Source organism: Actinoplanes sp. L3-i22 (assembly GCF_019704555.1).
GTDB lineage: Bacteria > Actinomycetota > Actinomycetes > Mycobacteriales > Micromonosporaceae > Actinoplanes.
Map to the genome: position 1 here is coordinate 9141505 of NZ_AP024745.1, position 26100 is coordinate 9167604.

14 protein-coding genes are annotated in these 26100 nt (G+C 66.7%); 9 read left to right on the forward strand and 5 right to left on the reverse strand.

Annotated features, from left to right (window positions below):
• Nucleotides 1-23 precede the first annotated feature (23 nt).
• Together L3i22_RS40990 and L3i22_RS40995 are read right to left on the reverse strand one after the other, a co-directional pair.
• Nucleotides 24-6272 carry a protein kinase gene (locus L3i22_RS40990; protein WP_221322818.1) on the reverse strand — a complete coding sequence of 2083 codons (6249 nt, stop codon included), beginning with the start codon at nucleotides 6270-6272 and terminating at the stop codon, nucleotides 24-26.
• Between the two features lie 340 nt (nucleotides 6273-6612).
• Nucleotides 6613-8220, reverse strand: a complete 1608-nt coding sequence (locus L3i22_RS40995; protein ID WP_221322819.1) for an N-6 DNA methylase — start codon at nucleotides 8218-8220, stop codon at nucleotides 6613-6615.
• Nucleotides 8221-8369: 149 nt separating this feature from the next.
• On the opposite strand from L3i22_RS40995, the gene L3i22_RS41000 reads away from it, so the two are divergent.
• From L3i22_RS41000 to L3i22_RS41010, 3 genes are read left to right on the forward strand one after another with little or no spacing between them, the layout of a single operon-like run.
• Nucleotides 8370-9506: a hypothetical protein gene (locus tag L3i22_RS41000; protein WP_221322820.1), complete on the forward strand. Its 1137-nt coding sequence runs from the start codon at nucleotides 8370-8372 to the stop codon at nucleotides 9504-9506.
• A complete protein-coding gene (locus tag L3i22_RS41005) occupies nucleotides 9503-12838 on the forward strand; it encodes a transposase (RefSeq protein WP_221322821.1) in 3336 nt (1111 codons plus the stop codon). The genes L3i22_RS41000 and L3i22_RS41005 overlap by 4 nt, the downstream gene beginning before the upstream one ends.
• Nucleotide 12839: 1 nt before the next feature.
• Nucleotides 12840-15371: a pPIWI_RE module domain-containing protein gene (locus L3i22_RS41010; RefSeq protein ID WP_221322822.1), complete on the forward strand. Its 2532-nt coding sequence runs from the start codon at nucleotides 12840-12842 to the stop codon at nucleotides 15369-15371.
• A gap of 4 nt (nucleotides 15372-15375) precedes the next feature.
• Here the strand turns inward: L3i22_RS41010 and L3i22_RS41015 are convergent, their stop codons facing one another.
• Nucleotides 15376-16296 carry an HNH endonuclease gene (locus L3i22_RS41015; RefSeq protein WP_255657552.1) on the reverse strand — a complete coding sequence of 307 codons (921 nt, stop codon included), beginning with the start codon at nucleotides 16294-16296 and terminating at the stop codon, nucleotides 15376-15378.
• Between the two features lie 214 nt (nucleotides 16297-16510).
• Here L3i22_RS41015 and L3i22_RS41020 point away from each other — a divergent pair, with 214 nt between their 5' ends.
• From L3i22_RS41020 to L3i22_RS54045, 6 genes are all read left to right on the forward strand, one after another.
• Complete coding sequence (locus L3i22_RS41020) at nucleotides 16511-17125, forward strand: DUF4352 domain-containing protein (protein ID WP_221322824.1); 615 nt, start codon at nucleotides 16511-16513, stop codon at nucleotides 17123-17125.
• Nucleotides 17122-17646, forward strand: coding sequence for a hypothetical protein (locus tag L3i22_RS41025; protein WP_221322825.1), 525 nt, complete (start codon nucleotides 17122-17124; stop codon nucleotides 17644-17646). Before L3i22_RS41020 ends, L3i22_RS41025 begins: the two co-directional genes overlap by 4 nt.
• Nucleotides 17643-18089 carry a hypothetical protein gene (locus L3i22_RS41030; protein ID WP_221322826.1) on the forward strand — a complete coding sequence of 149 codons (447 nt, stop codon included), beginning with the start codon at nucleotides 17643-17645 and terminating at the stop codon, nucleotides 18087-18089. The genes L3i22_RS41025 and L3i22_RS41030 overlap by 4 nt, the downstream gene beginning before the upstream one ends.
• Nucleotides 18089-19123 carry an EcsC family protein gene (locus L3i22_RS41035; RefSeq protein ID WP_221322827.1) on the forward strand — a complete coding sequence of 345 codons (1035 nt, stop codon included), beginning with the start codon at nucleotides 18089-18091 and terminating at the stop codon, nucleotides 19121-19123. Before L3i22_RS41030 ends, L3i22_RS41035 begins: the two co-directional genes overlap by 1 nt.
• Nucleotides 19124-19338: 215 nt before the next feature.
• Entirely contained in the window at nucleotides 19339-24300 is a 4962-nt protein-coding gene (locus L3i22_RS41040) for an AAA domain-containing protein (protein WP_221322828.1), read from the forward strand.
• Nucleotides 24301-24408: 108 nt separating this feature from the next.
• On the forward strand, nucleotides 24409-24534 hold the full coding sequence (locus L3i22_RS54045) for a hypothetical protein (protein ID WP_255657553.1): 126 nt from the start codon (nucleotides 24409-24411) through the stop codon (nucleotides 24532-24534).
• Nucleotides 24535-24603: 69 nt separating this feature from the next.
• On the opposite strand, the gene L3i22_RS41045 is transcribed toward L3i22_RS54045, so the two are convergent.
• Both L3i22_RS41045 and L3i22_RS41050 read right to left on the reverse strand, forming a co-directional pair.
• Nucleotides 24604-25668 (reverse strand): hypothetical protein, encoded by a 1065-nt coding sequence (locus L3i22_RS41045; protein WP_221322829.1) that lies wholly within the window; start codon nucleotides 25666-25668, stop codon nucleotides 24604-24606.
• Nucleotides 25669-25693: 25 nt separating this feature from the next.
• On the reverse strand, nucleotides 25694-26098 hold the full coding sequence (locus tag L3i22_RS41050) for a hypothetical protein (RefSeq protein WP_221322830.1): 405 nt from the start codon (nucleotides 26096-26098) through the stop codon (nucleotides 25694-25696).
• Between the last annotated feature and the right edge of the window lie 2 nt (nucleotides 26099-26100).

Consider the following 26100-nt stretch of genomic DNA (forward strand, 5'->3'; position numbering starts at 1 on the left):
AATTCCTTCCGTCGTCCCGCGGATCAGATGGTCGCGCCATGCCCGAAGTAGGTTGAATGTTCTTTGACGATCGCTGTCCAGTCGCCGTCGTGGGGGAAGCGGACGACTTCCCAGCCGAGGTCGTAGAGACGCTCCTGAGCATCTGCATCGCGCTCGGCAACGGCGGCGTGCTTGTGCATCGGCCCGTCTACGAACACGGCAACGCTCGCGCCGGGAAGCAGATAGACGAAATCCGGCCGGGCCAGCGCCGAGCCGACGAGGTGCTGAGTCTCGTCGGGTAGCCGGTGGCCCCGTGCCTTGAGCCAGGCGAGGAACTGTTCCTCCAAGCTGGAGTCTGCCTGGTCGGTCAGCCGTGCTAATTGCTCTGAGCGGGACTCGCCCCGGCCGGTGTCAAGCGCTTCGGCGCCGGCGATGCGCAACAACAGCTCGCGTACGGAATGCCGGTCGATGGCGGAGTGATCGAGCTGGTTGCCGTAGGTAAGAAGGCACTCGTAGCAGCCACGGGCACAGGGCCGATCCGGGTGTTCACCGCCGAGGTCGTTGCCCTCGTCGTCGAAGTGGCAGATGGCAAGGGCCTCCGCCGCGGCACGGCCAAGCGCGTCGGACTCGGACTGCAGCTGGCGCAGGACGCCGGCGCCCCCCTCAGCTGCCTCGGTAAAGAGCATCCGATCGCGAAGGCTATCGACGGGCGGCAGCAACTCGCTGGTCAACTCCGAGTCTTCAAGTTCGAAAGCGGCCTCGATGCCGCGCTCGAGCGCGTACATGAGAGAGAGCGCTACCTCACGCTGCAACGGTTCGGCCAGCTTGACCACAAGGATATTGCGCCGGTCCTCAACGTACGGCAGCACCCGCTTCTTGCGTCGCTTCTCATTGCCCTCGGCGTCAACCACCGGCATTTCGCTGGAGTCACCGGAAGCCTCGCCGGCGTCCCGCTCGTTCATCCAACGGCCGTCTGCCGGATCGAGCCAGAAACCGTCCGGTTCGTCGGGCTTGGCGCGAACCCGGCCGGTATTGGTGATCCGCACAGTGGCGGAGTCGCCGTACGACAGCGTTGCGAGCTTTCGGTCCGAATACGACACAATGGCGTCGCGGCGTCCGGGGCGCAGTCCGTGGTCGTTGAAACGATAGGACGTGACCAGCCTGAAGCCCGCTCGGCGACGTTCCTCCTCGTCGGATGAGATCCGCTCGCGGCGCTTGGTGTAAACCGTGTGCAACTGAAGCAGGCCCGAGGTAGGCGGGGGGAGCTGCTCATTGCACATCTCGCAGATGGTCGCGTGATCCTGCACGTCATGGTGGTAACCGCACTGGAGGCAACGACGCGCCTGCGTGGTCGTCACGTCGCCATCGGAGTCAGGCGGCAACTGGATCCGGGTGACCTGGTACCGCGCGCCCTCATGGTAGATCAGTGCGCCCGGGCCGAATTCACGGATTGCCAGGAAGCGAGGGCGCTGCAGGTAGTCACCCTCACCGATCCGACGCCCAGAGGTCGGCACGTAGGCGGCGAGGGGAAGACGTGGGAACGAATATCCAGGCAGGAAGCCTTCACTGGCTAGGTACCGGTAGGGATTGAAGTCGGACAGCACCGACTTGCTCTCCACCGTGTCATTTTTCAATAGGGCAATCTGCGTCTCGGCCTCACGACGCCGTCCGACTGCGATCCCCTGGTCGCGGTCCTGCAAGGTATGGTCCAAGACACGGCGATTCTGCTCGGCCTGGTCTATCAGGGCTGCCTTGAACAAGTCGCGCCAGCGGTCGAAGGCCGCATTGAACCGGACCGGAGCCTGGTGCACACGGTCGGCAATCCACGCCTCGTCCCACCAGGAACTTTCATCCCTGAATTCAGGCAGCAGCCCGCTGAGCACCTGCTGGGCGGCGGAGACGGCACGTCGTTCGGCGTCCTGGTCAGCCAGCGCGGCCTTTATGTGGTCGTGCAGTGCGAGGGCCGGATTCGGATTGCGGGCGCCCTCGGCGTAGCTGACATCGATGATCTCGGGGATCGCCCGGCCCAGCTTCAGCCCGGCTTCGGCGAGCCAGAGCGCGTGCACGTGGGACTGCACCAGGTCCTCGTTGGCCAGGTCCAGGCGCGGCGGGGCTACGACCCCCGCCACCATTCGCTCGGACCGGCGGAAGTAATACTGGTCGTGGCTGTTTCCGGTAGCGCAGTAGGTGGTGACCAGTGCCGGTTGTCCCGATCGTCCAGCCCGGCCGCTGCGCTGCGCGTAGTTTGCCGGGGTCGGCGGCACATTGCGCATCATCACTGCGTTTAGTTCGGAGATGTCCACGCCCAACTCCATGGTCGGGGAGCAGTAGAGCAGCTTCAGCTCGCCCTTGCGGAACGCTTCCTCGCGTTCTTCGCGCTCCGCTGGTGAGACCTGAGCAGTGTGTTCGCGAGCAATCAACCCGCTCAGGTCTCCGGCGGCGTCGTGGTAAAGATTCCGGAAGAATGTATTGACGCGTGGGCCGTCGCCGCTGGAGTACGTGCGGGTCAGTGGATCATGCGTGCCGGTCTCGCCTTTGCCGGCGTGCCAGACGAGGGCCGCGGCGGCTACCCGGTAGCCAGTTACCGGAGTTGTGACGGGCCGCCGGAATCGTCCGGACCTCTCCGGCGCGTCCTGAACCCTGGTCAGTAAACCTGCCTCGGCCAGGACCTCCAACAGATCGATGATGACGGCCTGAGTCTCATCCACGGTGAGATCTGAGTAGTGGACTCGGCGCAAGTACTTACCGAACTTGCCGCGCCCGGAGAGGAACAGCCCCGAGCGATCCATGCCTGGCCGCGAGGGCTGCGGGTAGGCTGTCCCCACCTTCGGCCGGTCGGTCGGTGCCAGCACCCAGGGGTCGATCAGCCGTTCCTCGGTCGCTCGTTGCAGATTGTCGAAGTCGTCGCGGAAGTACTGCACATCGATGGCCAAAGCGCGGCGCATCTCGTTCAGCAGGGCCTTCATGATCTCGGCGCGGATATTCGCCTCGGCGCGGGCGAGCACCAGCTCGCGCTTGGCCCACAACGGCTGTTCGCTCGCGACCCAGTCGAGGTCGGCATAGTCGATCTCTACTAGGCCGGTCTGTTCCAGGTTCGGCATTGTCACCCGCCAGCCGCGCTCCAAATCGAGGTAGACGCGAAAAGCGACGACATCGCGGAACGTTCTGTCGGCATTTTTGAGCAGGGCGGGTGCCGCATTGGCATTCCGGCAGAAGTCCGCGCGAGTCAGGCCCATGGCCGCGGTGACCCGATCGGCGAGGTCCTCATGCTTGAGTCCCTCTTCCCCGGCATCGACCGCGGCTCGATAGAGGGCACTGCGAAGCTGCGTGATCTGAACAAAGTCGTTGAAATGGCCAGCCTGTAGTGCAGCATCTTGCCGGTTGTCGACAAAGGTGAGTAGTTTGCGCGCTCTGGGATCCAAATTCTCAGCCGGCACCGAGCGCAGTGAGCGCACCACTGATGCGGAGACGACCGATGTGGCGGACGAGCGGCCCTCCTGGTCGAGGGTGGCCAACTTGGCGAAGTCCTTCCCTCGAACCTGCTCGTAGCTGACACCGCAGTGCAGACAAAACAGGAAGGGAGAGGGAATGAACGCTACTCGGACATCGCCCAACCCTTCGGCGCCGTACGGGTCGACCGTGATCGGCGTCGGAAGCCGAGGGACATACGACTTACGGACAACTTCATGGCCGGAGTCATCAGTCTCCAGCCAGGATTCCGGAATTCGACGCTCGGCGATAGCGTCTTCGACGGTGGATGGCCAGTTGCGCTCGGTGTCGATGTATAGATAGCCGTCGCCGGTGCGGCCGCCACTGGCGGCCGTGTCCCGGCGCGGTTCGTAGACGTAACCGGCGTCCTTCTCCGTACGCCAGACCGTCAGGTATTCCTGGCCGCACTCGCGGCAGAAGGCGAGCGGCAGCAGGATTTTCCCCTGAGACCCCGGTTGGATCAGCTGATAGTCCCGGGTCAGATGCCGGGTCATCGGATCCTCAAGGGTGACGTAAACCGTGTCGCCCTTGGAGAGGAACTGATGCAACCGAAACGCGAACAGCGGGCGCTCCGTCTTCGGATGCCGAGCCTGCGAGCCGGCCTGCAACGTGCGGCGAATCGCCCCAGTACAGTCTTCTCTGGTTACGCCGCTCTGCTCGGCAAGTTCGTCGGCCGCAGCCTCGACCTTCGCCGGCTTTTGTCTGACCAGCCGTCCGTTGAGGTCTGTATCCAAGCCGAAGCGGGTCTCGATCCACCGAGCCAACGGATCGACCACTAGATCCGCATAGGCCCGCGGTGCCCCCGGTACGCGCAGACGGTCGGCCGGGACGGCATCCGGTGTATCGGCGGTGGCTCGAAGCAGGGTCTCGCCGACCACATGGTCTGCTGGGATGTCGGTGCCGAAGAGAGTGCTCGCCACGCCAGCGACGACGCGGCGTTGTGCTTCGAAGGTGCCCTCGCTCGACATAGTTGCCGAAGTTCCGACGCACTGCAGTTGCTGCGCCTGGCATGCCTCCCGGACGCGACGGATAAGGAGAGCAACATCGGCGCCCTGCCTCCCCCGATACGTATGCAGCTCGTCGAAGACGAGGAACTCCAGACCTTTTGCCATCTTGATCAGCGAACGCCGATCATCGGGACGGGTGAGCATCAACTCCAGCATCACGTAATTGGTCAGCAGGATGTCCGGTGGACTATCCCGAATCTCCTTGCGCCGCTCGTCGGACTCCTGCCCGGTGTACCGGGCGAACGTGACCGGCTCATTGCCCTCGCCGTACCCATCCCGAAGGTACTTCTCAAGCTCCTTGAGCTGGCTGTTGGCCAAGGCGTTCATCGGGTAGACCACGATCGCCCGAACCCGGTTGCGATGCTGCCCAGCTTCCTCCGCGCGAACCCGCAGGACACGGTCGACGATCGGCACGATATAAGCCAGTGATTTGCCAGAACCGGTGCCGGTGGTCAGGACGTAGGAGGCTCCGGTCCGGGCCAGGTCGATGGCCTGGCGCTGGTGGCGATAGAGCGACAGCGGCCGACCGTCGCAGACTCGGCCGCCTTCGGTCTTCTTAGCCTGGAAGATCCGGGCGCATTCCTCGTGTAGCACTCCATCACGGACCAATTCCGGCATAGTGCCGCCGGGCTCGAACGACGGGTTCAGTGAGAGCCACGGCTCCGGCCATTGGGACCGGCGATCTAGGTCATCTTCAACGAACGCCTTGATCCGGTCGTTCCGGATGATAGTCCCGCCCTCGGTGAACGAACGATAGTCCTCGATGAGCTGCTGGTGCACCGCGAAGACGTCCATGCCGGCGCCAGTCGATCGGCCGGCGGCCAGCTCCACGAGCTCGCCGCCCGTACTTGTGGAGGAATCCTCGAACCGCGCGGCGCTCAGATACGTCACTGGGTTCAGCTGCTCCCAGCCCGGGACAGATGCCTTCGCGTCAAGCGAAGCCAGTAGGCCCGAAAGGGCGTCCCGGACATCCGCGGCGTTCTCCGGCCGCAGCGTCGGATCCTTGTCGAGGAGTTGCCTGATCAACCGGCCCAGGACCTCTGGCACGCCGGACCGTGAGAACCCGATCTCGGGAACCGGCTGGTGAAGGTGCTTCTCGCCGACTTCGTGCGCCGACTCACTGGTGAACGGCGCGGAGCCGGTAGTGAGCTCGTAGAGGACGCAGCCCAGTGCGTACAGGTCCGCAGCAGCCGTCACCACCGAGCCGCGGAACTGCTCGGGCGCCATGTAGCGGGCGGTGCCGACCGTGACGCCCGTGCTCGTCAGCTTCGCGGTCTCGACGTCGTCGACGATCCGCCCCATCCCGAAGTCCAGCACCTTGACGAGACCACCCTGGACCACCATGACGTTGGCCGGCTTCAGGTCCCGATGGATGACGCCGGCCTGATGGGCGGCGAAGAGGCCGTCCGCGATCTGCGCGCCGAGCGCGGCTACCCAACTCAGCGGCAGCTGCGGGTGCTCACTCGCCAGGTCACGCAGCGTTCCGCCGTTGAGGTACTCCATGGCGAGATACGGCAGTCCTGCATCGTCGATGCCGCCGTCGATGATGCGGGTCAAATTGGGATGGTGCAGCTTGCGCATGATCCGGATCTCGCGTTGGAAACGCTGGACCGCCGGGTCGTCGTGCGCATGTATGGAAGCCCCGGACCGGGTCCGCAGGATCAGCTTGACCGCGACCGTCCGGTCGAGCGAATCCTCAGCCGCGTGGGTGTCCTCGGCACGGTGAACCTCGCCCATGTTGCCTTTGCCGACCGCGTTAATGATCTGGAAGCGGTTCGCCACACTCTCGAAAACCACAAGGACCACCGTCTTTCGTACGGAGGGCAGACTCCTGCCTAGTATCAGACGGCACCTCGCGCACGGGAGCGCCACCGGCCGACTCATCCACTGTACACAAAATGGCATACGTTTCGCTAGAAAATATGTTTACGGCGCCAACGTACTCATGTGATGTGAATGGCTTCTCACCCTAAGGCCGAAACCTCGGCGGTGAGGAGCTGCGAAACGAGGACTTTCGGGCCCAGTTGTGGGCTTTTCGAACACATCGCCCTCCCCCGACCGGCCAGCTGGTCGTTGCCCAGCTACGTCGAAGGGCGCTGACCAGCGATACCGAAACTCAGGGACGCAGCCTCCAGCCTCACTCTTGACGGATCGGGCGCAACGCGCCGCTAGTTAGACCGTCACGAGCGCGGCCGATGGCGTCCAGGCCGGCCCGACTCAGCTCGTGAAGCGCGGTCTCAGCCTCGTCGAGCGCGCGGAAGGCAGCGCCGTAGGCTCGTTGATCCTCGATTCCCATCTGCGGAATCCGCGCACCCCGAACGTCGACCCGATACGTTCCACTGCCACTGGTATTTCGCGAAGCATTCGAACCGCCTCGCAGGAAACCTTGCAAATAGTCGGTATCGAGCTGATCACTGACCGAGGCGGCCGTTTTATCGCTGACCTCCACAAGGCCGGCACGTGCCAGATCAGAAATCCGCAGCGTTCCGCCTTCGATGACACCGGATCCAGCGGAGAGTTCCGGGATAGTCTCCGCTACATGCCGCAGCCGACTCAACAGCAGATCTCGGGCCGTCGCGTATTCATCGAGGTGCTCGGCTGGCATATGAGTGACAGGCGTCAGGTCGACCTCCTCGTCCAGAAGGTCGATCACCGACACGTCCACTACCCTGGCCGCCTCAAGTACCAGCAGCTCGTCTGGGTCAGCGGCAGTTAGGTCAACCATGCGAATCACGGAAGACGGGCGCTGATCGGCCGGCAGCCGCTTCAAGATCCAGAGATGCATCGGCTGCGCATGAGAGGCAACCAGGCCGGCCGGCAATGCCACCACCTGCTCCAAGGCGCCTGCCCGAAGAATTTCCGACCTGATTCGTTTACCCGCGCGCCGATAAGCAACCGACGGCGACATCACTATTATCAGCCGACCGCCGGGCACCACGTGCGCGTAACAATGCTGGAGCCAGGCGAGTTCGCCTTCCGCCTTTGTCGGGGCTCCGAATTCCCATCTCGAATCGACCAGCAGGCTGTCACGGCCCCAGTCCGTCAGACCCACCGGCGGATCACAGAGCACCAGATCCGCGCGAAGATCGGGCCACAGATCGGCCTGCAAGGAATCGCCGACCCGAACCTCGACCTCAGCGCCGCGCAACGCCGCACGCGCTCGTGCCAGCCTCGCCGCTGATCCGCCGAGTTCCTGACCCACCAGCCTGGCGTCGGCAGCGAACGGCAACAGCAACGAGCCCGCGCCGCAGGCTGGGTCAAACACGACTCTGGCAGCATCGCCAGCGAAGTGCGCCACAGCAGCAGCCAGACGGCGAGTGGTGAGTGCGCCTCCGGCGGCGATGATGCGGTCGGTGAATGCCTCGACGACCTCGATCGGGGACGACTGACCGGCCATCCCCTGTACCCGTAGTCGCGTCGACTCGTCGTACCGACCACCGTTGCCGCCAGTGAAGATCTCCGCCAGGTCGGCGACGCCGGCAATCATGTCGTCGCCGTAGTGGGCTCGCAGTTCCTGCCAGACCAGAACCTCGTCGGAGACGTCGGAGCTCTTCCGCTGTCGGTCGAGCCAGTCCGTCACGTCGGAGAGCGCGAACAGCGCGTTGCGTCCGCCGCCAACAGGTTCGGGGAAGTCTGCATGGCGCCGGCGCCAGTTGGAGACCGCGGCTCGGGTCACGCCGGCCAGGCGCGCCACTTCCGCCGCGGAGATCAACCTGCTGCTCGAACCAGAAGTCTGGGCATCCACAACCTGACAGTACAGGCAAATGCCGTCGGACCCGCTAACAGTGTCAACACATCTTCGCAGCTAAAGCCATCTACTGAGCTTTCCGGTCGCCGCGTGAGCCTATGCAAACCTAATTCTTTGTGTTGACGACGCCAACACAAAATGCTCTCATGGATGTCAGTTGCTTTTGCTTGGCAAGCCGAGAGGACCTGCAACCCGTGACCACACCATCGGAACGGATCGTCGTGGCTCAGCTGGCCAGCGGCATCCTCGAATACGGCAACGCTGTCACGGCCGGGGCCGCTGCACGACTCCCCTATCCGGGGAATCTCCAGTTGGCACTCGACCGTCTGACCCTGATCGCCTGGCGCCAAGGGGTCGGCCCGCCCGGAAGCGTCGTCGAGCTGCTCCAGCTGGCGTCGAGGCCGTTCGGTGACTGGGAGATCCGGCTGCCGGATGCCGATGTGGACCCCGAGGAGTCCCTGCTCGCGTATGGCAAGCCCACCGCCACCTGCGAGGAGCTCGGCACCCTCCGCGGCGACGTGGAGGGTGAGATGCGAGAGAACGCGCTGCTGCGAGCCGTAATGGACAAGACACGGGCGGCAGGCGCTCCGGACTCGTACGTCGCCTTTCGCAGGTTGCTCATCGAGCGGCCCGCGATCACCGCGCTGGAACTGGACACCAAGCTCGCCGATCCCGCGCTGGCGATCGTCGCCGCGGAGCTGCGCCAGGCGTACCCGGAAGTTCCGCCGGAGGCGAAAGCCGACGGCATCGTCCGGACGTGCGCCGGCTGCAACGGGCTGCGACTCCCGCTGGACGACGACCGCACCTTTGTGTGCGAGGACGAGTCATGCCCCGCGCCGGGAACCCCCGGCCGCAGTCATCCCGCCGCAGAAGGTGTGCACTGGCTCCGGCGTGAGCTGCGCACGTTCATCACCGGCCCCGGCCGGGCGGAATTGCGGATCGCGGAGGCGGTCGCCGCGATGGGCGTACCGGCGCAGTTGTGGCCTGATTTTGATTCTTGCGACGTAACCGTCTTCGCCGATCGTCCCTGGGTGGCGGACGTCAAGGCCTGGCGCAATCCCACTCGACTGGGCCGCAGCCTGCGGGAGAAGTTGTTCACCGTTCCGCCGGACGCGGAGCGGGCGTTCATCGTGATCGGCCGAGAACAGGTCAAGGCACATCCCCGCTACATAGCGCTGCTTTGCCGCGCCTGTCCTGATGTGAAGCCCGGCAAACGGGTCGTCGCGGTCTCCGAGAAGCAGTTCCTGGACTACGTACGCGAGCGAGCGGAGAAACAGCCGTGAGGCAGATCCGAAATGTGCACGCGCGATTCCGCCGTGCGCTGGACCGCGCCTATGAACCCGCGGACAACCAGCCGCCGGCCAGCCGGCTGATGGACATCGAGCTCTCGCTCTACCTGCTGGAGACCGTGGCCACCGGCCAGTCGGCCGCCGGGGTGCCGGCGCTGCTCGACGGCTACCGCGCGGTGTGGGACTCGGTCATCGAGGTGCCTGCGGATGCCTTCACCCGGCTGGCGAACGCGCGCACCGTCCTCTGGCCCAATCAGCGTTCCTACGGCTGGGACAGCGCCCTTCGCGACTACCTGTCGACGCCGCCGGACGTCCGCGGCTACCGTCTCGACGAGCTCGGGCGCCCGGTGCGTCTGGAGTGCCGGCTCGCACCGGACCGCTGGGCTTGGTACGAGCAGATCCTGACCACGCCGCTGCCGTTCGCCCCGACCATGGCCAGGACGGCGGAGCCCGGGCCGCACCGGATGCGTTCAACCGCCCGCGGCGTCGGGGTGAACATCCCCGCCGATCTGCCTCCGGCACCGGAGCCGGAACTCCACGACCTGAGCGTTCGGCAACGCGAGCCGCTCGAGGTGACATGGGCGGATCTGGAGGCGACCGCTGCCCGGATGGATGCCACCGATCGGCACCTCGGCTTCGGTGACAGCCGGTGGGCCGAGCGGCTGCGGGACGTGACCCTCCAGGTACGGCAGGCCGACGACACCTTCCAGGACGGCACCATCCTGCGCATCGATCGGATGCTGCACCTGGTCGGCATGGTCAGCGTCGGCAAGAGCACGCTGGTCCTGGTCCTGGCGGTCTGGGCAGCACAGCACGGCCGCCGGGTGACGATCGTGGTCGGCGACAATTCTTCCGCGCTGCGCGCATCGAACGACCTTTCCCGGTACGACGATGTGCTCGCTGCTCCGGTGATGGGCCAGAATCGCAAGCGGCACGCCGAGCGCCTGCACCGGCTTCAGCCGCCTGCCCCGGGTCGGCTGCTGCCGCGCGCCCCGTACGGATTCGACCTGGTCAGCACCGCATGCGCGCTCGACGGTATCCGGGAGACCGCAACGCCACTGGGTGTCCGTGAGGCGCCCTGCCAGGACTTGATCGCAACGGACGGCGAGGAGCCCGCGGACGGGTGGCGCAGTGGTACCCGGCGGGTGTGCCCGCTGTGGCACCGTTGTCAGCGCCATGAAGCCGCGCGCCGGCTGGTCGACGCGAACGTCTGGATCGCCACACCGTGGAGTCTCGTCCACACCCGGGTGCCGGATCCGCTCTCGGCGGATCAGATGCGCTACCTCGAAGCCGCCTGGCGCCGCAGCGACCTGATCCTCGTCGACGAGGCCGACCAGGTGCAGACGAATCTGGACGCGATGTTCGCCAGTTCCCAGGTCTTGCTGGGGCCGAGCGACGAGGCGTGGATCGACGAGATCGACGCCCGGGTCCGGGAGAAGTTGCGCGTCGCTGGACGGGCGCAGGTCAGATCCAGGCAGATTCGTCGCTTCACACTCGCGCTGAACAACGCGCGCACCGCTGCGGACATCATCTATCAGCTGTTGCATCGCGACCGGGTGCGGGCGGGCCGGCCGGTGCTCAGTTGGGTCGACCCGAACTACTTCACGGCTTGGTCGCTGTTCGACAACCTGGCCCGGGACTGGGCCGGGTTGGGCTCACAGCGCGATCCGGGCTGGGACGACGACAAGCTCTACCAGTTGCTGCGTACGGAGTTCAACGAGTTCATCGATGCGCCGACCGACGCCTCGACCGGCGAGATCGCGCCGGGTATCGCGCGCCTCGCCGAGGTGCTGCTCTCCAACACCGAGGAGGAGACCCGCGAGGCCAACGTACGACGCTGGCTGACCGAGCTGACCGGTCGTGAGCTGACCGGAGGCATGAAGGTCGCGCCGTCCGACATCGACCGCAACGTGTGGCGGCTCGAACTCGCCGTGGCGGTGGCGGTCCTGGTCAACCGGCTCAACCTGATGCTCACCATGTGGCCTGAGGTCGCTGCGGAGCTCGAGCTCTTCGACACGTTGCCGGCCGAGGTACGCCGCGCTCCGGTCGACCTCGCGGTCGCGGTGCCGGAGTCACCGATGGGCAATGTGCTCGGATTCCAGTACGTGGAGGACGAACCGACCCGGCGCGACGGCGAGCTCGGCGAGTTCCGGTTCTTCCGCTACACCGGTGTCGGCCGGGCGCTGCTCGTTCGCATGCCGGAGCTCTTCCCCGCGGACGGGCACGGACCGAATGTCCTCTTGTTGTCCGGAACGAGCTGGGCCGGTACTTCGCCGCGCTACCACATCGACGTACCGGTCAATGGCATTCTGCGGCCCACCGCGGAGAAGCTCGCCGAGATCAACCGGACGACGTTTGCCCTCGACCTGCAGCACACCGGTGAGCACAGCACGCCGATCTGGGTCTCCGGCCGATTCGGTGAGGCGCGTGCTTCTGCGCTCCGGCAGATGGTGGAGGCCCTGACACGGCCCGGACCGGGGCTACAGCGGCTGAACCGGCTCGAGCGGGAACGCGCAGCTCTGCCCGATAACCGGAAGAAGATCATGCTGCTGGTCGGCAGTTATGCGGAGGCACGCACGGTCACCGAAGAGATCCGGAGGCTGAAGTCGTCCTGGAGCGATCAGGTTCGCTGTCTCGTCGGCGACGACGAGCAGGAGAGCGGCTGGGACGACGCCCACCTGCTGCGCCGCTTCGCCGTCTCCGATTTCGGCACTGATGACGCCTGGCTGCTGGTCGCGCCGATCCTCGCCGTGGAGCGCGGGCACAACATCCTCAACGAGGAGGGTGTCGCCGCCATCGGCGCCGCCTTCTTCCTGGTACGTCCGCATCCGCGTCCGAAGGACCTCGGCTACGTCACCCAGCGGATCAACCAATACGCGCTGGAGCAGATGCGTCCGCAGCGTATCGATCTCGAGTGCGCTGAGCACGACCGTCTCGCCGAGGCGGGCCGGCAACGCCGCCGGACGGCGCACCGGCAGTGGCGGCGGCTGCTGCACGCCATGGTCGCCTACAGCCGGCTGCACGACGACGAGCGCAACCGGGTCGCGTGGACTCAACTGGTGACGATCTGGCAGGTCGTCGGTCGCCTGCTGCGCGGTGGCCAGGCCGCGAAGATCTACTTCTGCGACGCGGCCTTCGCACCGAACACCGCGCGGCGTAGCGACAACATCGCGGACATCGACGACGCGAGCACCAGCCTGCTGCTCGGCATGCGTGCGGTGCTCGACCCGTATTTCGCACCGGCCGGCGACGACGCCGATCGCCACCTCGTACAGGCGCTGTACCAGCCGCTGCACCGAGCCCTCACCAAGATGGGAGATCACTGACATGGCCCCTCGCTACGACCACCTCGCTGTCACCGTCCTTCGCCTCGACCCGGAGCACCCGATCGAGCGGGACTACTACGTGATGCGCTTTCCCGGGCGGTGGAAGGAACCCCTGCGCGCCCTGGCCCAGGTTCGTCGGCCCGGTGGCCCGGTCAGCGTTCCGATCGTCGCGTTGAACGAGGCGATCACGGCGCTGGTCCCGGATTGCGTGGTCACGCTCACCCGCGCAGGTCAGGGCGATCAGGATGAGGACTGGCTGCTTGCCTACCGAGAGGTCAACCCGATTGCGCTTTTCAACTTGGTCGCGCACTGGGTGCGTGCGCAGCGGGCGGAACCGGAACAGATCAGCCGCACCCTCGCACAGCTCAGCGCCGATGATCTCGCCTGGTCACCGGTCCGGATCGACCTGACCGCGCGGGACCGGCAGTCGCAGCTGATCCGGCTGCTGCCGATGGAGATCGCCGCGTCGCTGTCTCGGCCCGACGTTCACTGTCCCCACGGCAACCTGCGATTCGTGCGCTGCCCGACGACCACGGGCGCCGAGTTGATGTCGTGGCCACCGCAGGGGATGGAGGAGGGCCGGCCGTTCTCGGTGAAGATCGGAATCACCGCTCAGACGGTTCCCACCAGCAACGATGAACTGCTGGTCTACCTCAATTTCGGAGTACGGCGGTGGCTTCCGGCAAGCGGTCACCTCGCCTTCGATCACGGGCACTCGGTCTACCTGGCGCCGACCGTGCCATACCTCAGTGGGCTGGAGAACTCCCGGCACTTCGGCACTGCGCGGATCAAGCGCCGACCCGTCAAGGACGAGGCGGGTAAGACGACCTGGCTTCCGCGCTGGGATGACGACTTGGCCGGCGTACTCGAACAGGCCGGCTGCCTGAGCCGCCTTCCTGATCCCGAGCAGCTCGTCAACTCCCCGGTCGAGTACCTGCAGCGCACGGGCGACGCTGCTGCGCTCGTCTACCGCAACGGCATGGTCAAAGGCCGGCGGGAGCGGGTGAGTGCAGGTCTTCCGCTGGTCGACCGGGTACCGGTGATGCGCTGGGCGGCGGCCGAGTTGGCGCCACACCTGCAGCAGGTGACCGACCTGCCGCGCGAGAAGTGCACGGTCTATCGCGGACTGGCCGGCATTGCCGAAGGCGCCCTGTCCCCCATCGACCTCAGTTCCACCGTGGGCTCCCGTCTCACGGTCGAGTTGCTCACCGACAACGACGCGACCGTCCAGTACGCACTCGATCGGCTCAGCTACCGGCTGGGCGCCGCGTTGCCGGCAGCACAGGAATTGAACGGGGCGGACTCGGTCACGGTGACCGGCGCGTTGACCGTCACCGTTCGCAGGGTCCCGAACGGCGCCATCCGGGCCGACCTGGATCGAGCCGGGCGTAGCCAACCGCAGGCCGTACAAGACCGGGCCGACCTCATCGCGGAGCAGCTTCGCCCGGCCAAGGAACCGACTGTCGCCCTGGTGGAGATCGGCGGCCAGGACGAGTACGACGGCTCCAACCGGCGGGCGGATCCGAAGTTCGCCATTCGGCACGGTCTGCTTCTGACCGGGCGGCTGAGTCAGTTCGTCACTCCGGTCACAGATCCCTGGAGTGCGGGCTCCGGAGCCGACCGCGAGCGTTGCAGCGCCGCGGTCGACGAGCTGTTCCGTCAGCTCGGCGTGCGTCCTACGCCCCTTCCGGAGCCGGCGACCGGCACTCTGGAACAGCGCCCCGCCCTACTTGCGCTCTGGATGATCCGCCAGAACAAGGGCCGGACCTGGGGTGTACAACGGCAGGTGCCGATCGCCGTGCTGGTCGACCCGACCGGCTGCCAGGTGCAGATCCGTGCGCCCAAGGTGCCCTGGCAGCCCCTGCACACCGGGCTCATCGAGATCGGCCGGACGTACGTCAACGTCGACCTCAAATATGGGGCGGACGAGACGGTGCGGTTCGTCAAGGACACGATCGACGAAGTCATCGCGAGCTTCCCGGACACACTCCTGCTGACCCAGGCACAGAACCTGCGCGGCCCGTGGAAGGCGCTCACGAACCGCCAACTGGAGCTCGACAGCTTGGTGTTCGGCACCACGAAGGTTCCCATGAAGGAGCTGTTGGGCCTGCGTCATGTCCGGGTACGGACCGTCGAGGGCGGTGAGACACCGGAGTGCTACGGCGTGGCCGGAAACGACACCGGACAACCCGGCGGTCTGTGGCGCTACCTCGTCGATCGGCTCTACGGCAGTACCACCGGGAAGCCGGTCACCCAAACCAGCGCGCTCAAGGGCGCGTCGAAGGTCATCGCCGGCGAACATCAGGGAAAGCCGACGGCGCCGCGGCCTCAGGGCAACGTCTGGAACGCCCAGTTCGTGGAGCTGTTCGTGGCCGGCCTCCAGGACGGTGACCGGCCGGAGCACTGGGCGGCGCTGGCCCATGACCTCCGCAACGGCGCGCCTTACGTCCGCGATGCCACGATTCTCCCGTGGCCACTGCACCTGGCCTACCAGATCGAGGAGTACCTGCTGCCCGCCAAGATCTCGGGTTGAGCCGTCACACCGCCCTGTAGACCGTCGCCAAATGCCACTCCAGGAACTCGCGGTTGGGCCGGTCGACTCGTTGCTCCGGAACGGCGATCGGCTCACCTACGCGGGCATAGAGCGCTTCGCCGTTGCCGAACTCGGCACGCAAACGCGGACTCACCAGAAGGCGGTGTTGCGGGTCGATGCCGAGGTAACCCTTGTCATACAGGGTGTGCATGTCTGACCGCAGAAGCAGGCCGTTGTCCAGCCGGTGCTCGCCACCGGCCGGCAACGGTCGGATGTGGGCCGCCTGGAGAACCGGCCGAATCCGGTCACCAGTAATGGCGCAGCGCCCGCGGTACGCGTTGAGGACGACCGCCTTGAAGGACTGCTGGCCCATCCGCTGTGGCACCAGGCGCGGATCGCCGTAAACGGGACCAGGCCGATGCCAGGACTGCGTCAAGTCCAAGGACTCGGCGACAGAACCAACGAGGCGTTCCAGCAGGTCACGGAAGTAGCCGCTCTCCACGTCGTCGGACAGGTCATAGCCCTTGCCCTGCACGATGTTGGAGGCGAAGTTCGGCGGCGCATCTGCCGTCTCGCTGGCGGGAAAGAACCGTGTGTCCCGGATGAAGACACAGCCGATCTCCGGATCCTCCGCCAGCCCGATCGGTGCGCGCCGGTACCGGCCGATACGGCCTCGCATGCGGTCGATGCTTTCGACACCGTTGGCCTCACCGAACAGCTCCCACGCCTCGGAGAGTCGCAGGGCGGCAAAACCGCTGAAGAATCCGCCCCCGACCACGCGGTTCTCCGGGAAATGGGTCTTGAAGAAGAACGGTTCACCGACTGCCAGCGCCCGGAAGGCGCGGCCTCCCGCCGGGCGCCAGAAGTTGACCTCGTCGAGTTCCGGGCGCGCCGCCAGGAATCGATACCAATCTCCGTCGGTCACGCCCGCATAAGCCCGCATCTGCGTACGTCTATCACACAAGATCACGGCCCGACATCCCGTGATCGCCGAATGGAAGGCGGGCAGGGGTCCCGCCAGGCGTTAACAGCAACGACGTTTAATGTGTTGACATCGCCAACTTATTCTCTGCTACAGTGGGGGAGTCACAGCGACAGTCTGTGCACGCCTACCCCTTAGAATTTGATGGAGCACTCCCATGGCCTTTCCCCAGCAGCCCTTCCCTCCTGCCCCGACTCCCAAGAAGAAGAGCAAGTGGCCATGGATCGTCGGCGGGTTTGTCGGGCTGACGCTGATCGCTTGCGGCAGCGCGATTGCCTCCGGCGGGGACGACACCGCCCCCACCGAAGCCGCTGACGTCGCGACTACGACTGGTGCGGCCACGAAGACCGAGAAGGCGGAGAAGAAGGACGAGACGCCGGGGCTCGGCCAGGCGGCCAAGGACGGGAAGTTTCAGTTCACCGTCACCGGGGTCAAGTGCGGCGCCACCAAGGTCGGCTCCGACTTTCTCAACCAGAAGGCTCAGGGGCAGTTCTGCCTGATCGACCTGACGATCAAGAACATCGGCAAGGAGGCGCAGACCTTCCTCGACTCCGAGCAGAAGGCGTACGACGCCAAGAAGGTCGAGTACTCGGTCGACTCCGCCGCGGCGATGTACGCGAACGGGGACAACCAGATCCTGTTCCAGGAGATCAACCCCGGGAACACGGTCAAGGGCAAGCTCGTCTTCGACGTTCCCAAGGGGACCAAGCTGACCGAGCTCGACCTGCACGACTCGATGTTCTCCGGCGGCGTGAAGGTGGCCCTGCGATGACCGCTCCCGAGATGCCGAAGAGCCGGAGCACCGCCTGGCTGATCACCACCGTCGGCGCCGGCGCGGTCATCCTGATCGCGCTCACCGTCCTGGGCACGCTGGCGATCACTCACCGCAGCAAGCCGGAAGCCGCCGCCCCGGCCACCGCAAGCGCCTGGGATCTCGAGCAGGCAGCGAACCAGGCGGACCCCGAGCCCGCCGAGACCACGGCGGCGCCCGGGCCGACGCTCGCCGTCTCGGATCTCACGTTGACGCCGAAAATCACCAAGAAGCAGTGCTTCGGCTCGGCCGGATGCAACGTCCGGATCAAGGTGGAGGTCGGCTACGACGGCCCGACGCTGTCCGAGGACGACACCTGGGAGGTCACCTACCAGGTCATCGGGGATGAGAGCGGCCCGATCGTCGGCACGTTCGAGCTGACCGGTACCAAGTACGACCAGGACGAGATCTCGCTGAGCACCAAGAGCAGCACGACCAAGATCAGCGTCAAGGTCACCGACGTCGCCGGGATCCCGGGGTGAACAAGTACACCTACCTCGAACGACGCTCCGCAGATCTGCACGTGGTCGGCGAATGGGACAGCTCCGAGTCGGAGATCTACCCGGCGGGCCCGCGGCGGCTCGTCATCGAGCTGACCGGCCCGGTGCCGGCGGGCATCACCTCCGAGACTCTGCGCCGGGCGAATCGGCACCTCGGCGACATGACCGACGAGTTCAACGAGGTGCTTCACGTCGGCGGGCACCGGATCATGGTGCGGCAGTACGCCGAGAACCGCCTCGCCGAGCTTCCGCCGGACGGCGACGCCTACCACCGCGGCCTGCTCGCCATCCGTGACGACCTGGCGGAACGCGGCGAGACGAGCCCCGATCACGTGCTGTCCAGCGCGATGCGCGTACCCCTGGAGACCCTGCAGGCCTGCCTGAAAGTCGCCCGCGAGCGACTGGGCAAACGGAAGGAAGATTGATGCGGGAGGACATGTCCGAATACGAGACCCGGGCCTGGGCCGATTTGCTGGACGGCGAGCGGAAGCGCCGGAACGCCTTGCCGACACGCGTGGCCGGCAAGGTTGCTCTTGTCACCAAGCGCGCCGGCGAGCAGCTCCGCAGAATTCCCGGCGCGGGCCGGGCGCTGGAGGTCGGCGACGAGACGATCGGCAAGGCGTTGGAGGGCAGTTTCAAGGCTGTCTTCCTGCCCGCGGTGCGTTCAGCATCGCTGGACAAGCGCGTGGAGAAATTGCGCCACAAGCACCCGGAACTGGATCCCGAGTCGCCCTTCGGGTCGCTTGACCTCAAGGAGCTCGACAAGGGCCGGCCGGCGTTGACCATCCCGCTCCTCGGGGTCCTCGAGTCCAGCGTCGCCTCGGTTCTGATCACCGGGGCGACAGTCAGCACGACGGTCAGTGGTGGCACGACGGCCGGAATCGCCCTGCTGGCGGTGGCGTCCGACGCGGCGGCCTCGCTGGCACTGCTCGGGCGGGCGGTGGCGGAGGTCGCCGTCCACTACGGCTACGACCCGCAGGAGCCCGGCGAGGAGCTGTTCCTGATGAGCGTCCTGAACTACAGCATGGCGTCGACGTCGGCGAGCAAGACGGCCGCTCTGGCCAGCCTGTCGCGCCTCACCCAGCAGATGATGCGCCGCGCGACCTGGGACCAGCTGGGCAAAGCACCGCTCGTCCAGGTGCTCACGCAGATCTTCAAGCTGCTCGGTTTCAAGCTGACCAAGGCAAAGCTCGCCCAGATCGTGCCGATCGCCGGCGGCATTCTCGCTGCCGGGCTGAGCTTCAACATGCTCCACTCGGCCATCGACGACGCGACGCGGCTCTACCGAGCCCGCTACCTGGCGGAAAAGCACGGCCTGTCCTGGGAGAAATGGATCGCCGCGCGGACGTCGGTGGCCGATGCCGAGGGCCCCGACCCAGTCATGGACGCGACGGCGGTCGAGATCGATGACCTCCTCGACGAGGTGACTGCCGGCGAGGAAGACGTCAACGCCGCGTAGACAGCCCCACAGCCAGCTTTCAACCGCTGTGAGCGCGGTTACGACGAGCTCGTCAACACCCTGAACGGGGCGATGATCCGGTCCTGACCGGATATCCGGACGACCGGGCAGCAAGGACCGTCCGAACGTCCCCGGCCGGTGCCCCGCCCTTCGACGATGACCGCGATAGCCTCGGCAAGCGGCACGACCGGTCCGGCAAAGGAGTACACAGGCACATGACCTCGCTGCTCTTCGACGAGGATGCGCCCGCGACCATCCGTACGCGGGCCGCGGCCTTGACCGAATATCTGCTGGCCGTCCGTGCCCAGATGGAACGCCCCGCCCGGACCGTGCCGACCGGCGCGACCATCTGGGAGCATCGACTGCCTGAGCTGGGCAATCACCTCCAGCTCGGGCCCGGCGGCGAGGAGACCAGCTGGTTGCGGGTCACTCGGCCACCGATGCCGAAGCTGGCGACGCCGGTCGCGCCGGCCCGGATCGCGCAGCTGCTGGACGGCCCGCTGACGCCCGACCGGGAACCCGAGTTCCAGGTGCCACCGGGCACCGACCCGGAACAGACTCGGCAGCTGGCCGCGGAAGTGACGGCCTGGATCTCCACTCACTGGCAACCGTGGGCGGAACAGATGCGCCAGGTGATCGCGACCCGGGACCTGTACGCCCGGCTCAACGAGATGCGCAGCCGGCTCGACATGAACGCCGCCACCGAGGAACTCGTGTGGGGCCACGGCATCGTGCACCTGGATGTCGCCGGCCATCAGGTGCGGTATCCGCTGGTCGCGACACCGGTGGCCGTGGAGTACCACCCCGACAAGGGCATGGTCAGCGTCTCCCCGCAGGGACCGGGCCGCCTGCAGATGGACGCGCTCTCCGGCCTCGACGATCAGCACCTGCGTCAACTGCTCGCCCTGGGCGACAACGGCCTGGTCACGGTCGACCTCTGGGACCGGCTGGAACGGCGAGAGCTGCTGGAGCGGGCGCTGCGGCGGCTCGGCCACGAACCGCTGTTGCGGGAGGCGACCGGCCCGTCGATCAGCGAGCCGCACATCCATGACACCGGTGTGCTGTTCGTCCGGCCCAAGCAGCGGATGCTGCGCCGGTTCTTGGAGAACTTCCGCGACCGGCTGATCGACGGCAACACCGCGGGGGTGGGTGCGCTCGCCTCCATCCTCGCCCACGAGCCGAGCCGGCTGCGGATGCCCGGCGAGGACCCGCAGCGATGGGGCTCGGTCGGTGGCCGGCTGCTGATGCCGCTGCCCACCAACGAGGCGCAGGAATCGATCGCCCGACGGCTGGCCGGCAACCGCAACGTCGCCGTCCAGGGGCCGCCCGGCACCGGCAAGACGCACACCATCCGCAACCTGATCTGCCACCTGATGGCCAACGGCAAGCGGGTGCTGGTCGTGGCGCAGAAGGAGGACCCGCTGCGAGTGCTGCGCGACGGCCTGCCCGACGAGGTCAAGTCGCTGTGCCTGGCGGTGCTGGGCCGCTCCGCCGACCAGCTCGTTCAGCTCCAGCTGGCCGCACGGGAGCTTTCCGACCGGGCCGCCACTCTCGACCAGCGGCGCGAGCAGAGCCTGATCACCACGCTGACCGCGCAGATCGAGGAGTCGGAACGCGAACTCGGCCGGGCCCTCGGCGCACTGCGATCGATTGCGGAGAGCGACGCCCGTACGTACCGCATAAATGACGCCTTGCTGAACGCGCCTGACGTGGGTGAGTGGCTCGCAGCTCGCGAGGAGGCCTTCGGTGACCTCCCGGACCCGGTCCGGGAGGACCAGGCCGCGCCGCTGGCCGCCGACGAGTTCGCGGTGCTGCTGCGGCTGGCCGGCACCCTGAGCCGGCATGATCGGGTGCAGAGCCTGCGCCATCTGCCGGTGCATGCGGACCTGCCGCAGAGCGACGCCGTTCGCGTCGCCCGGCAGCGCCTCGCCACACTCGCCGCGGGCCTCACCGAGGTCTCCGACGCCGGCGTGCACCTGGAGGCGGTCCGCCAGTTCGGGCCCGAGGGATTCGCGGAGCTCACCCGGCGGCTCAACGACGCGATCGGCCTGCTGCGCCGGCGTGAAGGCGCCTGGGTGGATCGCCTCGGCCGGCAACTGGCCGACCCGCAGTGGCAGCAGCTGTGGAACCAGCATGTCGTCGCCTGCCAGGCAGCGATCGCCCAACTCGCGGAGCTGACATTCGCGCTCGGCGGGCACGCGGTCACGGTTTCCGATGGGTACGCGGCCCAGCCGCGCCAGTTGCAGGCCGAGCTGGCCGAGGCGCGGCAGCGCTTCGCGGCCGGCAAGAGCATCAGCCGGCTGTTCCAGAGCGGCCTCGCGAAACTGGTCGCGGAGTGCCTCGTCGATGGCGAACCGCTGCGCACCGTCGAGGACGTCGACCTCGTCAGCGCCCATGTCACGCGAATGCAGGTGCGCAGTCAGCTCGCCGGCCGGTGGACCGACTGGGCACAGTGGCTGGCGATCCCGGCCGCCGAGGTGCAGGGCGCGCCGGAGATGTGGGTCAGCGGGCTCATCGAGCAGGCCCGGGTCGCGGTCCGCTGGGACCACGACGAGTGGCCCGATCTGTATGCGGCACTGCGCCAGGCGATTCCGCAGCTGGAGCCGCGGGCCGACTCGGCCACGCTGCAGCCTGCGGCGGAACTACTGGCCAGAGCCACAAACCTTTTTGAGTACGACCAGGTGACCGCCGCCCAGAACACCGTGACCGCGCGCCTGCAGCAGGGGATGTCGCATCCCGAGGCCAGTGATCTGTGGCGCATCCTCGACCTGCAGTGGCAGGAACCGCAGCTCACCGGCTGGGACGACACGTGTGCCGAGATCCGGCGGCTGGCAGCGCTACGTCCGGAGGCGACCACCTATGCCGGGCTGGCCGCTCGCCTCGCGGCGCTCGCACCGCAGTGGGCGAGCGAGATCGATGCCGGCAAGGCGGCCGCATTGCAGGGCACCGGCTCGGACTGCCTGCTGCGCTGGCGGTGGCGGCAGGCGCAGACCTGGTTCGACGAGGTCATCGGCGACCTCGACGCGGAGACGCTGAGCCGCCGGGTGGAACGCACCCGCGGCAGCATCCGCAACCTGACCCGTGAGCTCGTGGTCGCGTCGGCCTGGCTGGCGGTGTCCCAGGCGCTCGACGACCGCAAGCGGGCCGCGCTCGCCGACTGGGCCACCTCGCTGCGCAAGATCGGCAAGGGTACGGGCAAGAAGGCGTCCCACTGGCAGGCGGAGGCGCAGCGGCAGATGGCTGCCGCGGTCGAGGCGGTGCCGGTCTGGGTCATGTCGATCGACCGGGCGGTCGAACAGTTCGCCGGCGGCGCCCGTTTCGACGTCATCATCGTCGACGAGGCGTCGCAGGCCGACATGTTCTCGCTGCCGGTGCTCGCGCTCGCCGAACGTGCCGTGGTCGTCGGCGACGACCAGCAGATCGGCCCGCAGCTCACCTTCGTCGGCGACGTGCAGGGGCTCATCCAGGCGCACCTCGACGACGTGCCGTCGGCGAACCAGTTCGATCCGGAGGGCAGCCTCTACGACCACGCGGTGCGCCGCTCCGACCGGATTCTGCTGACCGAGCATTTCCGTTGCGTCCCGCAGATCATCGAGTTCTCCAGCGCCAACTACTACGACCACAAGATCGAGCCTTTGCGTACGGATCGTCCGGCCGGGATCGGTGCGCCGGTCCGCACGGTTCACGTCCCGGCCGGTGTCCGGCAGGCGGTGGACTCGTTCGGTGATGTCAACGTCGAGGAGGCGCGCCTGCTCGTGGAACGGGTGGCGGCGATCGTGGCCGACCCGGCGTATGAGGGCAAGTCGCTCGGCGTGATCAGCCTGCTGAGCACCAGTGACCAGGGTATGTATCTGCTGCAGCAGTTGCAGGAGCGGATCGGTCTCGATGAGATGGAACGCCGGCGGCTGCGGGTCGGCGACTCGTACACGTTCCAGGGCGACGAACGAGACGTGGTGCTGCTGTCGCTGGTCGCCTCGGCGCACGAGCGGATCGCGCCGTTCACCAAGCGCGACTTTCACCGCCGGGTCAACGTCGCGGCGTCCCGGGCGCGCGACCAACTGTGGGTGTTCCACTCGTTCCAGGCGAACGACGTTCCCGCTGACGACGCCCGCGGCAAGCTGCTGACCTATTGCCAGAACGTCGGTTCGGCCACGGAAGCGTACGAGGAGCTGGAGAAGCGCTGCGACAGCGACTTCGAGCGCGCGGTTCTCAAGCGGATGCTGTTGCGGGATCTGCGGCCGCTTCCCCAGTTCAAGATCGGCAGCTATCGGATCGACTTCGTGCTGCCCATGGCCGATGGTCGTCGGCTGGCCGTGGAGTGCGACGGCGATGCCTATCACGGGCCGGAGAAGTGGGAAGAGGACATCCGGCGGCAGGCATTGCTGGAGCGGGTCGGCAATTGCGTGTTCGTCCGGATTCGGGGAAGCGCGTTCAGCCGTAATCCGGAGGCCGCGATGGCGCCGCTGTGGCGGCGCATCGAAGAACTGGGTGGGGTCGCGGCGCCTGAAGTGGTGGTGTCCGAACCTGAGCCCTCAACGCCGCCGGTGCCCGAGGCCGACGCCACGCCTGCGCCTGCGCCTGCGCCTGCGCCTGCGCCTGCGCCTGCGCCTGCGCCTGCGCCTGCGCCTGCGCCTGCGGAGCCGATTGTTGCGGCTGTCGCCGAGCCGCTTCCGGCGCCCACGGCCACTGTCACGCAGCCGGAGCAACTGCCTCGGCAGACCGAACCGACCTTCTCCGCGGAGGAGGTCGAGGCCGCCACGGCCGGCGCCTCTCGCTACGTGCCCGTTCCCGACGGATTCCGCAGCGTCGCCTGGGTGAGGCCGGGTGAGGCCGAGGCGGCGCTACGCGCCTACCAGACGAAGATCGACGCCCCGATCCGCGAGAACGGCAAGGTCACCGGGTGGGTCCGGTACTACTCGGACGGCTCACCCGACGCGATCAAGTACCGCGCCAATGCGTTGCTGGAGCGGCCCTCGGCGGGCGGTGCGCGCTTCGTCTGCTGGCTACGTGAATCGGAGGCCGAGTCGCTGGTGCGTGCGTCGCAGATCCGCGCGGGTGTGCCGGTGGTCGAGTTCCGGCGCGGGGCGATCGGTCATGTCGAGTACCACTCCCCCGGCAGCTCGGAGGCCATCCGTTTCCGCAGCGTCACCCGCCTGCTCCGCAAGCGCGGCGCCTGACTGAGCGGATCGGACGCCATGCGAACCGGAGCCGAGCCTAATTTGAGAGAAGACTGTTCCATCCGGAATGTCGCCTTGGGCGTCGCCGCCTGCATTGCGGACTACGGCATGGCCTTCGTCGAGGACGACAAGGTCGATGCACTCGGCACGACGCTGCTGGCCTTCTTCCGCACGGCTGGCATCGCAGTACACGACCCGAAATCGGCCAGCCTGACACCGACCGTCTCCGGCTGATCGATCGCGGTTCACCCGGCCCTCGCCAGAACCGCGGCAAGGCCTCCGGAGCCTTGGCGGAAACGAACGCTAGTCATCGTAGAAAGCGAAGCGACTGCCCGGCTGGAGGGCGGCTACCGGAAGGCTCGCAGCGGTGGTGAGTTCGTAAGGTGCGCGAATCAGGGCGCGCTTTCGTTTCTGCTCCAAGCTCGCGGATACTGTGGCCATCGCTTGCGCCACTACGCGTTCTTGCTCTTCGGTAGCGGCGCGTACCCGGTTGAGAGCGGTGGCCATGCCGTCGAGGATCGGAGGCACCGTGGCGCCCTCGATGTTTTGTTCCGCCGGCTGGTTGATGGTGGCCATCGAACTCATGATCGTCGCCGCGCTCTGCACCGTCTCCACCAGGACGGCGGCCACACCGTCGGTGGCCGCGTAGGCAACCGCCGCGAGGGCGCCGACGATGGTCAGGCGGGCCACCTCTTTTGCCGAATGGCTACACCAGCCGTCGAGCTCGTCAAGGGCCTTGTAGGTCACGGTGCCGATCGTCCAGACGTCGGTCAGCATGCTCCTTCGAATGGCCGCCATCGCTTCCAGCCCGTTCGCCAGATCGATGGCGATCTGATGTTGCAGGACAGACGCCGACTCCAGTTGCTTGAAGTAGAGGTCGAAGGCGTTGGCAGCTAGGCCTTTCCAGCTTTTGAGGTGGATCTCCATGATGTCGGTACAATCTTTCACCGGCGCGACTGCGGGCGCCCCACTGACCAGCATGGGCGTGGTGATGTCGGCGCCGTTGGCTTTGACCGAGAGCGAGGGTTGCAAGGTGACCGCGGTCTGATACAGCGTGTCGACGGAAGGCTGCATCGCGGCGGGGTCCGGAACACCGAACTGCGTGAACAGTTGCGGAATCGCTGAGTAGGCGTCATGGACGTACGCGCTCAGGTTTCCGTCGTCGTCCGCCCTGCCGTCCGCCGACGGATGATAATTCTGCGATCGGGTCGGTTGGCCGGTCTCGTGGCGGGTCGCATCGTTGTTGGCCTCCCGCTGCGCTTGCTCGTACGACTCCTGCTGGTGAAGCGTCACCTTGATGGCTTTGTCGCGGATCTTCTCGCCAAGTCGCCGCAGGTCGTCCATGCTGTGGTACTGATAGTCCGTCATAGCGCCCCCGTGGTTGCCCGTTTACTCAGGTCCGGTATCGGACTTCCGGATGCTCGCCCGGGACGATGTACTCCCCGTTCAGCGTTGCCGGAGGACCGTTCTGCCAGGCCGACCGCAGCGCGGCCGCCGCCTCATCGTCGGCGGCGGCGTAGTGGTCCACGATGCGCAGCACGGCGCCTCCGGCGATGTCCATGTTCTCGGACGTCTTACCGAGCAACTCCTGGAACGAGTTCCGCAATTCAGCCCACGGCTCGTACGCCTGGCTCCAGCCCCCGGCCGACCACGAGAACGCGGCGGCGTCGGCACCGGCAGTGTCGTCGATCATGTTGTTGAGCGCCGAGTAGGTGTAGGACAGAGCCGGCAGATCAACCTGGCCGACCATCCTGAGCTCCGACAGATCGGCCGCGAGCCGCCATCCGGTCTCCGTCATGA